The organism is Thiocystis violacea (genome assembly GCF_016583565.1).
GTDB classification, from domain to species: domain Bacteria; phylum Pseudomonadota; class Gammaproteobacteria; order Chromatiales; family Chromatiaceae; genus Thiorhodococcus; species Thiorhodococcus violaceus_A.
The window spans coordinates 1-12,416 of record NZ_NRRF01000102.1 but is presented as its reverse complement, the minus strand read 5'-3'; the positions used below and the strand labels follow the sequence as shown (position 1 = coordinate 12,416).

The 12,416-nt window shown below is 63.1% G+C and carries 7 protein-coding genes; 4 read left to right on the top strand and 3 right to left on the bottom strand.

Going from position 1 to position 12,416, the window contains the following annotated elements; all coding sequences use genetic code 11:
• The first annotated feature begins 251 nt into the window (after positions 1-251).
• Positions 252-2,333, top strand: coding sequence for a DEAD/DEAH box helicase (locus tag CKO23_RS22445; RefSeq protein WP_346014665.1), 2,082 nt, complete (start codon positions 252-254; stop codon positions 2,331-2,333).
• Between the two features lie 264 nt (positions 2,334-2,597).
• Here the strand turns inward: CKO23_RS22445 and CKO23_RS22435 are convergent, their stop codons facing one another.
• Positions 2,598-2,888 carry a nucleotidyltransferase domain-containing protein gene (locus CKO23_RS22435; protein WP_200335317.1) on the bottom strand — a complete coding sequence of 97 codons (291 nt, stop codon included), beginning with the start codon at positions 2,886-2,888 and terminating at the stop codon, positions 2,598-2,600.
• Between the two features lie 385 nt (positions 2,889-3,273).
• On the opposite strand from CKO23_RS22435, the gene CKO23_RS22430 reads away from it, so the two are divergent.
• The 3 genes from CKO23_RS22430 to CKO23_RS26805 all read left to right on the top strand — a co-directional run bounded on the left by CKO23_RS22430 (position 3,274) and on the right by CKO23_RS26805 (position 8,726).
• Positions 3,274-6,012, top strand: coding sequence for a PAS domain S-box protein (locus CKO23_RS22430; RefSeq protein ID WP_207168660.1), 2,739 nt, complete (start codon positions 3,274-3,276; stop codon positions 6,010-6,012).
• Positions 6,013-6,317: 305 nt separating this feature from the next.
• Positions 6,318-7,781, top strand: coding sequence for a sigma-54-dependent transcriptional regulator (locus CKO23_RS22425; protein WP_242482663.1), 1,464 nt, complete (start codon positions 6,318-6,320; stop codon positions 7,779-7,781).
• Between the two features lie 184 nt (positions 7,782-7,965).
• A protein-coding gene (locus CKO23_RS26805; protein ID WP_440870591.1) for an IS5 family transposase occupies positions 7,966-8,726 on the top strand; the annotation gives its coding sequence in 2 pieces (ribosomal slippage) (positions 7,966-8,292 and positions 8,295-8,726; 759 coding nt in all).
• A 112-nt stretch (positions 8,727-8,838) separates the two neighbouring features.
• Here CKO23_RS26805 and CKO23_RS22415 read toward each other — a convergent pair.
• A complete protein-coding gene (locus tag CKO23_RS22415) occupies positions 8,839-11,127 on the bottom strand; it encodes a nitric-oxide reductase large subunit (RefSeq protein ID WP_200335315.1) in 2,289 nt (762 codons plus the stop codon).
• Between the two features lie 95 nt (positions 11,128-11,222).
• Positions 11,223-12,395: an NnrS family protein gene (locus CKO23_RS22410; RefSeq protein WP_200335314.1), complete on the bottom strand. Its 1,173-nt coding sequence runs from the start codon at positions 12,393-12,395 to the stop codon at positions 11,223-11,225.
• Between the last annotated feature and the right edge of the window lie 21 nt (positions 12,396-12,416).

Genomic DNA, 12,416 nt, shown 5'->3' with positions numbered 1-12,416 from the left:
TGATCGAAACCTGTCGTCAGCGCGGCCATGTGCCTTGGCCCTATCTGGCCGGCGTGATCGCCGAGCGCCGCGCCGGTCGCGCGGCGACTCCGCTGCCCGCTCCGATGCCTGGTCTCTGAACGGCTACCAATATTTCTAAGATCGACTCGGAGGTCCGAGGCGGCAAAGCGCCGAAGATCAAGCGCCTCTCGGAATACATTGGCGAGAGCTACTTCGATTACCTTGCCGCCCTGCCGGACCTCGTCCTGTTGATGGACGAGTCTCACCGCTACCGCGCCAAGGCTGGACTGCGTGCCATCAACGAGCTGAAGCCCGTCCTTGGGCTCGAACTGACGGCAACGCCCTTCGTCGAAACGTCGAAGGGCGCGATACCCTTCAACAATGTCATCTACGACTACGCCCTGGGCCGTGCCATCGCCGATGGCTTCGTCAAGGAGCCCGCTGTGGTGACGCGAAAGAACTTCAATCCCGCCGGCATGAGCAAGGAGGCGATTGAAGAGCTGAAGCTCTCGGATGGCATTCGCTTGCACGAGCAAACTAAGGTTCAGCTCGAAACCTATGCCCGCGAGACCAACCGCGAGATCGTCAAGCCCTTCGTGCTAGTGATCGCTCGCGACACAACGCACGCGGCGCAACTGAAGACCTTGATGGAGTCGGGCGATTTCTTCGACGGCTTCTACAAGGACAAGGTCATCCAAGTCGATTCCAGCACGACGGGAGCGCAAGAGGAGGAAATGATCAACCGCCTGCTCAAGGTGGAGCACGCCGACGAGCCCACCGAGATCGTGATTCATGTGAACATGCTCAAGGAAGGCTGGGATGTCACCAACCTCTACACCATCGTCCCGCTGCGCGCGGCCAACGCCCGCATCCTCATTGAGCAGTCCATCGGTCGCGGTCTGCGCCTGCCTTACGGCAAGCGCGTCGGTGTTACCGCCGTCGATCGCCTCAACATCGTGGCGCATGACAAGTTCCAGGAGATCGTAGACGAGGCCAACCGTCCCGACTCCCAGGTTCGCATGCAGACCGTCGTCCTCGATCCCGATGAGATCGAGAAGAAGACCAAGACGGTCATCTCTCAGAGCAAGCTGGCCAGCCAACTCGGGACTGTCCCCGCACAAGCCACCACGTCTACAAGGCTTGCGCCGTCGCAAGAGAAAACGGTGTTCACCACTGCCGCAGAGCAGAAGGTCGCCCAGGCGGTCTACACCGTCATCAAGAGGTTCGAAAGCCAGCCGGATCGCGTACCGACCACGCACAGCCTCGCGAATGCCGAAGTCCAAGCTGACATGGTGCGGGAAGTTGCCGCCGCCTTTACCCCAACCCAATTGGAGCTGGAAGGCGTGACCGAGCAGCCGGACATCGCGGCCATCGTGAAGAAGACGGCTGAACTGGTCGTGCAGCAAACCATCGACATTCCTCGAATCCTGGTGGTACCGAAGGGCGAGGTGGACTCCGGCTTCAACGCATTCGAGCTGGACCTCTCCGGTCTGAACTTTCAGCCCATCTCCGACGAACTCTGGGTACAGTTGCTCCGCACCGGTACCCACGAAGTGATCGGGCTGGGTAAAGGCGGATTGAAAGAGACGCGGCTCGAGAACTACGTCGTCAGCGGCCTCGTCGATTTTGATGACATCGACTACGAGAAGCACGCCGACCTGCTTTACGATCTGGCCAGTCAAACGGTGGCACATTTGAAAGGCTACCTAAGCGAAGAACAAGCAGGAAAAGTGCTATGGCGGCACCAGAAGGAGATCGGCGCGTTCATCCACGCCCAAATGCAGGCGCACTACTGGGAGGATGAGGCAGTCGAGTACGAGGTCGTGATCAGCAAAGGCTTCACCGAGCTCAAGTCGAGTGCCTACACCGCTGCCGCAAACGAGGATCCACTGGACTTCAAGGTGTCGCCGAAGGACAAGAGCAACATGGCGAAGTATCTCTTTGGCGGCTTCAAACGCTGCCTGTATCCCGTCCAGAAATTCGACTCCGAGGCGGAACGAATCCTCGCCGTGATTCTGGATCGCGAAACGGAGAAGTGGTTCAAGCCCGCGAAAGGCCTATTCCAAATCTTCTACAGGCTAGGAGCGGATCATCCCGAGTATCAGCCCGACTTCGTCGCCGAGACAGCCGATGCGATCTACATGCTGGAACCGAAGAAGCGCACCGCGATGAATGATGCCGATGTGATGGCGAAGAAGGACGCCGCCGAAGAGTGGTGCGAAAATGCTACGAGCTACAACCTAAAACACGGAGGAAAGCCGTGGATTTATCGACTCATTCCCCACGACACCATTTCCGAGAACATGTCAGTTGACCACCTTGGGAAGGGTTAGGATTTACAGCCGGGTGGTGCCCCAATCAAGAGGATGCGCCACATGACAGGCCCGCGCAGTGTTGGGCACGCTGCGCTTTGCCCAACCTACGAATTGGGGCACTAGCTGCAGCCGAAAGCTGCGGAGTGCCGGACCGGTGGAATCGATTGGATCGCGTTCCATGCGCCGCGGGATCAGGGGCGCGGCGAGGGTAGGTTATTGCGGATGCCGCGCAAGGACTTCAGAAGCGCCGGCAGATCATCCTGGATGATGCTGTCGGTGGGCTCAGACACGAATCGCCTCGCGTTCGACATAAGGCGCCAGCTCTCGGCGCAGTGCCTTTCGTGTGACGAGATCGACCGGGCGCCCGAGGAGGTCTTCAAGATAGAACTGCACACCGAAGTAGCACTGCGAGGTCGAGGGTCCATCGAAGGAAACGAGGATGTCGATGTCGCTATCCACTCGCTCCTCTTCACGCAACGTTGACCCGAAGAGCGCCAGTTCGACGACACCGAAACGTCGAGCCAGATCCGCCTTGTGTTCGGCTAGAAGCTTCAAAGTTTGGTCTCGGTTCACGTTTTCACCCGCACAGTAGGAGTAAGCGCTCGATTGTGCGCCTGGGGAGCTGTGATTGGATCAAAATGCACTGCGGCAAGGCTAACACGGCCCCCCTGGGTTGATCACCTGAAGTGACGATTCATGGGCGATTATGGACGTGACGATAGCTCAATCAAGCCGACGATTTCGGATCCTTGCAGCCAACAGTCGCGGCCGTGCCTCAACCGCTATCTCAGACGATCAATTAGGGTATAAGATCGCGCCGGGCGCCGCCGTTAATCATCGCGCACCGCGCTGCGCGACCATCGAATACCTGTGCGCCACCGCCGAAGACCCGCAGGTTTCAAACGCGGAACCGCGCTCCTCAAATGAGGCACTGGAAACCGCAATGCAGGAGCCGCCCGTGCCCAACGACGCATTGATCGCCATGAACGCCCAGCTCATGGAAAAGATCCGTGAGCTGGAAGCGAGCAACGACGATCTCAACAACCTCCTGGTGAGCAGCGAGGTGCCCACCCTATTTCTCGATCCGCGCTTGCGCATCCGCCGCTGGACACCGGCGACCGACGTGCTGTTGCGGCTCGGCCCGAGCGATGTTGGCCGCCCGCTGATGGATCTCGGCTGGTGCTTCGAAGATCCGGACCTGCTCGATGACGCGGCCCTGGTGCTTGCGGGAACCTCGGTCGAACCGCGCGAGATCCAAAGCGAGCAGGGTCACAGGTATCTGCGCCGCATACTGCCCTATTGCACCAAGACAACGCCGATCAACGGGGTCGTCATTACCTGGGCCGAGATGACCGCCTGCAAGCACGCCGAGCTGGCGCTAGCCGACAGCGAGCGCATCCTGCGCCGGGTCACCGATGCGCTGCCGGCGCTGATCTCGCGCGTCGATCGGTCCCTGTGCTATCGCTTCAACAACGCCGCCTACGAGCGCTGGTTCGGCCTCGACCGGGCGGAGATCCTCGGCAAGCCGGTCGCCGAGATCCTCGGTGAGGAGGCCTTCGAGCGGGTTCGCCCGCGCATGGAACGGGCGCTGGCGGGCGAGGAGATCGCCTTCGACGCCTGGCTGCCCTACCAGGGAGCCGGTACCCGCTGCTGCCACGTCGAGTACATCCCGGACCGACAGCGGGACGGGGCTGTCGCCGGCTTCTTCGTGCTGGTCGTCGACATCACCGAGCGTCGGCGCAACGAGGAGACCATCGAGCGGCTCAATGCCGAGAACCGGGCGCGGGCGGCCGAACTGCGCGCGGTCTTCGAGGCCGCGCCGGTGGGGATCTATCTCGGCCGGGATCTCGCCTGCAACGACATGCAGATGAACCGCGCCGGCGCCGAGATCCTGCGCCTGCCCGAGCACACCAACCCGTCCCTGTCCGGACCCGACGCCTCGTCGCTGCCGTTTCGCATCATCCATGCGGGGCGCGAACTCGCATCCGACGAGCTGCCGATGCAGGCCGCGGCACGATCCGGCAGGTCGGTGCACGATTTCGCGGAGGATGTCGTCTTCGCGGACGGCGAGATCAAGCACCTCCTGGCCTCCGCCGCGCCCTTGCGCAACGAGGCTGGCGACGTCTATGGCTGCGTCGGTATCCTGGCCGACGTCACGCGCGCCACGCAAGCCGAGCGGCGGCACCGCGAAACCCTGGAGCGGCTCAAGCTGCACGTCGACAAGTCGCCGGTCGCGTCCTTGGAATGGGCCGCCGATACGGCCATCCTGCGCTGGTCTCCGGCGGCGGAGCGGGTGTTCGGCTGGAGCGAGACCGAGGCCCTGCAGGGCTCGCTGCACGACCTGGGTCTGTTTCCGGACGACGAGCGCGAGTCGTTCGCGGACATGATCGGCGCCTTGGTCGGCGGCCTGGTCGAGCACAACCACTGCCTGCACCTCAATCAGCGCAAGGACGGCGAGACCGTCTGGTGCGAATGGCACAATTCGGTCCTGCGCGACGGCGACGGCCGGTTGGTCTCGGTCCTCTCGCTCGCGCTCGACGTGAGCGAGCAGCAGGCCCTGCAGGCGAGTCTGCGCCAACAGGCCGAGCAGCTCGCCGAGGCCGACCGGCGCAAGAACGAGTTTCTGTCGATGCTCGGTCACGAGCTGCGCAACCCCTTGGCGCCGGTGCGCAATGCGCTGGATCGGCTTGCACTGGGCGATCCGGATCAGACCACGCTCGCTTGGGTCCACGGAGTCATCGATCGCCAGACCCATCACCTGGAGCGCCTGGTGCACGACCTGCTCGATGTCGCCCGCATCAGCCGGGGTGCCATCGAGCTGAAGATGTCGCGGCAGGACCTGGGCCGGCTGGTGCGCGAGGCGTTGGAAGTGGTGGAGCGCGAGGTCAGCGCGCGCGGCCATGAGATCGTGCTCGAGCTGGCAGTGGATCCGGTGCCGGTGCGCGGCGATGCGACGCGGCTCGTCCAGGTGCTGAGCAACGTGCTGCACAATGCGGTCAAGTACACGGATCCTGGTGGCCGCATCGGTGTCGCCCTGGCCTGTCACGCCGACTGCGTTAGGGTCACGGTCGAGGACAATGGTCAGGGGATCGCGGCAGAGACGATTCCTTCCCTGTTCGAGCCCTTTATGCAGGGACCGCGCTCTTTGGCGCGCGCAGAGGGCGGTCTGGGATTGGGTTTGGCCCTGGTAAAGAACCTGGTCGAGCTGCATGGCGGCTGTGTCGCGATCCACAGCGCTGGCATCGGCCTCGGCAGCCGCGTCACGCTGACCTTCCCGCTCGCTGCCGAGCCCCCGCCCGAGATGCCCGGGGGTTCGGCCGGCGACAGCGACACGCGCATCGCGACCAAGGTTCGCAGACGGGTGCTGGTCGTCGATGACAGCCCGGAGGTGGTCGAGGCGGCGAGCGAGCTGCTGCGCGCGCTCGGTCACGAGGTCGCGGGCGCCTCGACCGGAGGAGCGGCGCTGGACGCAGTGCCCCGGATGCGTCCGGACCTGATCTTGCTCGACATCGGACTCCCCGATATCGACGGCATCGAGGTCGCGCGTCGTCTGGCCGAACTCCCCGAGCGTCAAGGGTTGAGGCTGGTTGCGGTGTCCGGCTATGCGGCTGCTACCCTCGGCAAGGACGCGGACTTGTTCGACGCGCATCTCCTCAAGCCCGTTGGTATCGCGGAGTTCAAGCGGATCTTGGAATAGGTCGCCACGCGTGATCCTTGCCCCTGTCCAGGGGCGTGCGGGGCGCTTGGTCCAGTTGGGGGTTTTGGGCCGGGGGTGGCTCAAATGCACCTGTGTTCGATGCGTGCATTCGCTCCCGATCGTCCCTGGTGGCGCATTCAGTCACGGCGCAGGATTTGCTTGGTCGATTCGCGGCGGCCTGCCGTCAGAGACCCCGTATCGAGCGTCTTCGCGCTCCCCTGGTCGGATGTCCACGAGACTGGTGCGGCTTGATTCCCGAGACTGTTCGCGCCCGATCCCGACCGCCACAAGGAGACCAGACCCTGATGGGCAATTCGCTGCTAATCATCGAAGACGACGCGGCCTTCGGCCAGGAGCTGACCCGGCACTTCACGGGCAAGGGCTGGGATGCCGGGTACGCGACGACGCTGCGCGAGGCCCGTCGGCGGCTGCTCGATGAGCGTCTCGAGCCGCAGGTCATCCTCGCCGACATGAGTCTTCCCGACGGCAACGTGCTGGATCTCCTGGAAGAGGTGCGGCAGGCGAAAATCACTGGCGAGTGGATTCTGCTGACCGGATACGGAGGCGTCTCCGATTCGGTCAGGGCCTTGCGCTTGGGCGCCTACGATTTTCTGGAGAAACCCTGCGCGCTGGCACGCTTGGAACTGGTGCTCTCCGGAGCCCGCCGCGCGGCGGCGGCGCAGCGGCGTCTGCGCAGCGAGAGCCGCGACCGCGGCCGTCGCTATGGCGTCGCGTCCTATATCGGCGCCAGCGAGATCACGCGCGCCACGCGCGAGATGATCGGGCGGCTCGCCGAGGTCCCCTTCAGCGCCTTGGTCATCGGCGGCGAGACCGGTGTCGGCAAGGGGCTGGTCGCGCGCATCCTGCATCATTCCGGCCCCAGGGCGGATGGACCCATGATCGAGGTCAACTGCGCCGCGCTGCCGCGCGAGCTGCTGGAGTCCGAGCTGTTCGGGCATGAGTCGGGGGCCTTCACCGGCGCCAAGGGCCGTCACCGCGGCTATCTGGAGCAGGCCCATGAGGGGACCCTGTTTCTCGACGAGATCGCCGAGATGGATCTCGACCTGCAAACCAAGCTGCTGACGGTGCTGGAAGACCGCCGTGTCCGCCGCCTCGGCGCGGAAAAGGCGGTCGATGTGGATGTGCAGGTCATCGCCGCGAGCAACCGCAACCTGGAGCAGCGGGTGCGTGACGGCGACTTCCGCAGCGACCTCTACCATCGACTCAGCGTCTTCCGTCTCGACCTGCCGCCGCTGCGCGAGCGGCTCGAGGATTTGCGTCAGATCGTGCCGGTGCTGGTCGAGGAGTACAACGCGCGCTCCGGCAGCCGTGTGCGCGAGATTCCTGAGGCGATCTACGCGCGGATGCGCGATTACAGCTGGCCTGGCAACGTGCGCGAGCTGCGCAACGTCGTCGAGCGCGCCGTGCTCCTCGCCCGTGGCGAGCGGTTCCCGATCGAGTGGATGCAGCTCGGCAGCGGCCTGATTCCAAGCCCTGAGGACACGTCCGGGCCGGGCGTTGACGGCGACCGGCTGACCATCCCGCTGGACGGCAGCATGGCCCTGGACGAAATGGATTGCTTCATCATTCGCACGGCGTTGGAGCGCAGTGGCCACAACGTCACCGCGGCCGCGCGCGCCCTTGGCACGACCCGCGAGACCCTGCGCTACCGGATCCAGAAATACGGGCTCAAGGACAGCGAGCCACAGGGCTCGGAAGTCAATGCGAGCCTTGTCGGGGGCTCCAAGACGCAACTGCGCGGCAGGTAACCATGCTCACGCACTTCGATCTCGACACGGGAGTCGCCGTAGCCTTTGTCCAAGCAGAGATGCTGAGGAGTCGTGGGCGTTGGGACAGGGCGCGGAAAAAAGACCATGGCTAGGGCGTGTCACCAATTCCTCCTCCGTGCAATGATCCTTGTCCGATACCATCAACCGATCGAGGAGAATAACGCTGACGCCGCGTCGCCATGCCCTGCGAGACGACCAATGGGACCATATCAAAGATCTCTTGCCGGATCGTCCCGGCCACGTTGGGGTCACGGCACGCGATAACCGCCTGTTTGTTGAGGCTGTTATCGATCGCTATCGTAGCGGCATCCCTTGGCGCGACCTGTCGGCGCGGTTTGGAGATTTTCGCGTCGTCCACACGCGTTTCTCGCGCTGGGCGCGTGGCGGCGTCTGGCAGCGGGTATTCGAGCATCTAGCGGCAGATGCGGACAACGAATATGCCGTGCTCGACAGCACCATTGTGCGTGCTCATCAACATCGCGCAGGGGCTCCCAAAAAAAGGGCGAGCAAGCCATCGGGCGCAGCAAAGGCGGGTTGAGCACCAAGATCCATGCCCGCACGGACGCTTTGGGCAACCCGACGGGTTTTTACCTGACTGGAGGGCGGGCATCGGATTTGGTGGGGGCCGATTATTTGCTGGTTGGCTTGGAGGCTGAGGCGCTGCTTGCGGACAAAGCCTATGATGCCGATGAACGGGTGCTTGAGGTGTTGAAGGCGAGCGGTACGGTCGCGGTGATTCCGCCGAAGCGCAACCGCCTTGTGCAGCGTGAATACGACAAAGAGTTGTACAAAGCGCGTCATCTGATCGAAAACTGTTTCTCGACGATCAAGCAGTTTCGAGCGATTGCCACCCGTCACGACAAGCTGGCACGCAATTTTCTCGCTGGCGTTCACTTGGCCTCAGCGTGCATCCTGCTCAATTGATGACACGCCCTAGGGTCGAAGACACCAAACTTGCCCGAATTGCTCCTGGGGCTAACTGATTACTTCGCCTTCCACAACCACGAGCGCCCGCAACGATCGCTGGGGTATCTGATCATTTGATCGGAACGTTCCTTGTCTGCCCGCGCAGCAGGGCGCGATAGGACCACAAGAGTCCGATGACAATCGGGAGGGCACCGAAAAAGATGAAGACGAGATCGCCCCACACCCGCATCCACTCGATAAATCGAGCGAGCGGCGTTGCAGTGTAGTTGAGCGAGCGGGCATGCCAGTAGCCATTCTGGAGCACGTCCCACAGTTGCATGACGCCGCCGGGGAAGAGACTGAGCAGAATCATCAGTGCCAGGCCACTATTCAGCCCCCAGAAACCGACCATTAAGCTTTTCTCGACCACCGGCCAAACTGCGTCGCTCATCACCTCGCGCAGCATGTAGGCCATGAGTCCAACCGCCAGCATGCCGAAGACCCCGACAAACGCGGCATGTCCATGATTGATGGTGAGGAGCGTGCCGACCTCGAAGTAACTCACGATCGGCATGTTGATGAGAAAGCCGAAGATACCCGCGCCGGTGAAGTTCCAGAATCCAACCGCCATCAAGAAATAGAAGGTCAGGCGGTGCCGGTAGACCGGGCTGTCGCCACGGGTCACGCGATAAAAGTCCCAGGCATCCAGTGTGAGCAGCGTGAGCGGCACGACTTCAAGCGCAGAGAAGGTCGCGCCGAGCGCCATCGTCAATTCGCTCTGGCCGCTGAAATACCAGTGGTGTGCGGTACCGATCAGGCCGCCGCCAAAATAGAGGATGGCATCGAGATAGATGACGCGGATCGCCGTGAGGCGCCGCACCAGTCCAAGCTGGTAGAGGATGATCGCGACGATTACGGTCACGAAGAACTCGAAGAAGCCTTCGACCCAGAGATGGATCAGCCAGAAGCGCCACACATCGACCACTGAGAAATGCGTCGTGCTGCCGAAAAAGAAGGCAGGGAGATAGAAAAATGGAATCGCGAAGGCGGCGATCAGGAAGAAATTGACGAAGGGACGTCGTTCAGGATTGGCTCGCGCCGGTTGTGTGGCGCGCCACAGCAGCCATGCCCAGAAGACCAGCCCCGCCACTAGCAGCATCTGCCAGAAGCGGCCAATCTCCAGATACTCCCAACCTTGACTGCCAAACCAGTACCACAAGCCGCCCAGCAGATCCTTGATGCCAAACCACTGGCCGAGCAGACTGCCGACGACCACCACGATGAGCGCCCAAAACAAGGCATTGATCAGTGGGCGCTGACCTTTTGGATCACTGCCACTGAGTGCCGCAGCAACGAAGAGCGCGCCGCCCACATAGGCGGTGGCGACCCAGAAGATCGCCAGTTGCAGGTGCCAGGTGCGTAACAGATTGCTGGGGAGGAGCGTCGAGAGATCGATCCCGTAGAAACTGCCCGGATCGGCCCGATAGTGCGCCAGTCCGCCTCCGATCAGGGTCTGCGCAAGCAACAGTAGACCGGCGATCACCATGAATTTAAACGTTGCCGTTTGCGCCGGGGTGAGCGTCGCCATGCTCGGCATCACGTTGCTGACGGCGGGAGGTGTGTCGCTCCCGTGCCAGCCGAGATAATCGAATTTACCGAAGGCGAGCAGCACAATCGCGATACCGGCAAGCAGAAAGACCAGACTCAGTGCGCTCCACAGCACCGCCCCGCCTGTCGGGTGATTGCCAACCAGCGGGTCATAGGGGAAGTTGTTGGTGTAGGAATGTGACGTGCCGGGTCGTTGTGCCGCGGCGGCCCAAGCCGCCCAACTAAAAAAAGCGGTGAGCTGACGCAATTCAGTCGCATCGGTGATGGCGTCGCGGGTCAGTCCACCGTTGACGGCTGGATCGGCGAAATAGGCGGTCCAGGCAGCGACCTGGGTGAAAAAGGCCGCCTGGCTCGCGGGCGGCAGGGTCAAGATGCCGGTGGTTGGGTCATAGCCGTTGGCTTTGAACGCGGCAGCCACCAGCGCATCGACGCTGGCCTGTTCGGGGTCGGCCAGCTCCGAGTAAGCGACCTGAAAGCGGGTCTGCGCCAGTTGCTCGGCATGATAGAGCGCAAGACCGTGCAGTGTCTCGGCCGAAAAATCCGGCCCCAATAGACCGCCGTGGCCCCAGATCGTCCCGTTATCCATCAGGCCGTACTTGAGAAGAATCTGCTGGCCGGCGCTGACATCGTTGTCAGTGAAAATGACGCCGTCGCTTGGATCGACCGCCTGTACCGGGATCGGCGGCGCATTTCGGTAGGCGCTGAGCGAGATTAGCAATAGGACGCTGAAACCGAAAATCATCACGATTGCTAGAGATCGTGGCCACCAGGCGGACAGCGTTGCGGCCGGATTGGTCTTCGTTGCGTACATCGTCAACCTCCTCTATGCCGGTGAATACTCCATGCTGCGATTTAAGCCTCGTGAACCCCTATCCCTGACTGTTGAAGGGTCGAGCATGTCAGGCATCAGCCAGGCCGGCCATCCGGTCGCGGGCTGAGCAGCATTGGGGCATGCACCCAGAGAAAGAGCCCGAAGGCCAGGATCCAGCAGAGGCCCCCGGCCATCAGCCACAGCTGATAGCCGGCGGGAACAAGCAAGGGTGCGAGACCGCGCAGCGCCGCCGCCAGGTTGATCAGCATGAAGGCGACGAGCGTCAGCGTCGCCGCCTGCATCGGCCGCCCCGTATGTCCCACCGCCACCCGCGCCATCATGCCCAGCGTCACGACGCCGATGGCGCCGATCGTCAGGGCGTGCAAGGCGCCGCGCGGCGTCATGGCCCTAAAGGCGGGCAGGCCATCCAGGATCAGGCCGAGCGCAAGCCAGAGCAGACCGACGTAAAGCACGGTCAGCATGGGCGTGGTCCAGATCCGCCGATCGTGCCAGCCGATCAGCCGCGTGAGTTGCAACAGACCCAGCGTGAGTGCCAGTCCGCCCGCGATCCGGCCCATGGGCTGGACGAGATCGATCACCAAGAGCCCGGCGGCCACGATAAAGACCAGTCGCTCCAGGATCGGAAACACCCGGGGTCGCGCATTCGCGATGCCGCTCTTGATGAAGAAGGGCATCACCCGGCCCGAGACCAGCAGCATGACCAGCACCACCAGGTCCAGCATCAGGCGGTGACCGCGCGTCGCGCCGCCGGCGAACAGGCCGAGCGCATCCAGATGCACCATCGCCCCCGCCAGGGTCATGCCCGCGAAGACCGCCAGAAAGACCCGATTGACCGGATTGGGACCGCTCCAGAGCGGTCGCCAGAGCGCCAACGCCAGGGCCGGGAAGAAGGCGAGATCGATGAGCGCGACCAACCCCGGCGGCAGCCCCAACCAGGGCGCGAGCCGACCGGCCAGCCAAAGCCCGACCAGCGCGGCGAGTGGGGCGCCGCTCGCCGTCGCCATCCCGGTCCAATTGCGCACGGCGGTCAGCAGGAAGCCGGCGATCACCGCGGCGAGATAGCCGAAGAGCATCTCGTGGGCATGCCAGACGGTGCCGGCGAGATGGCCCGGCTGGGGCCAGCGCCCGCTCAGGATCGCCAGCCAGACGGCGACGCTGAGAATGGCCGCCACACCAGCGGCCAGAAAGAAGGCGCGGAATCCGAGCGCGAGGACGGGGAGGGCGTTGAGACGGGAGATGACGACCATGCGGAGCGGGGCCGGTTGGCG

Bases quoted from the DNA above. Each gene is read 5' to 3' on its own strand.
- CKO23_RS22410 (WP_200335314.1), bottom strand. From the start codon at position 12,395: ATGGTCGTCATCTCCCGTCTCAACGCCCTCCCCGTCCTCGCGCTCGGA.
- CKO23_RS22445 (WP_346014665.1), top strand. From the start codon at position 252: ATGGACGAGTCTCACCGCTACCGCGCCAAGGCTGGACTGCGTGCCATC.
- CKO23_RS22425 (WP_242482663.1), top strand. From the start codon at position 6,318: ATGGGCAATTCGCTGCTAATCATCGAAGACGACGCGGCCTTCGGCCAG.
- CKO23_RS22415 (WP_200335315.1), bottom strand. From the start codon at position 11,127: ATGTACGCAACGAAGACCAATCCGGCCGCAACGCTGTCCGCCTGGTGG.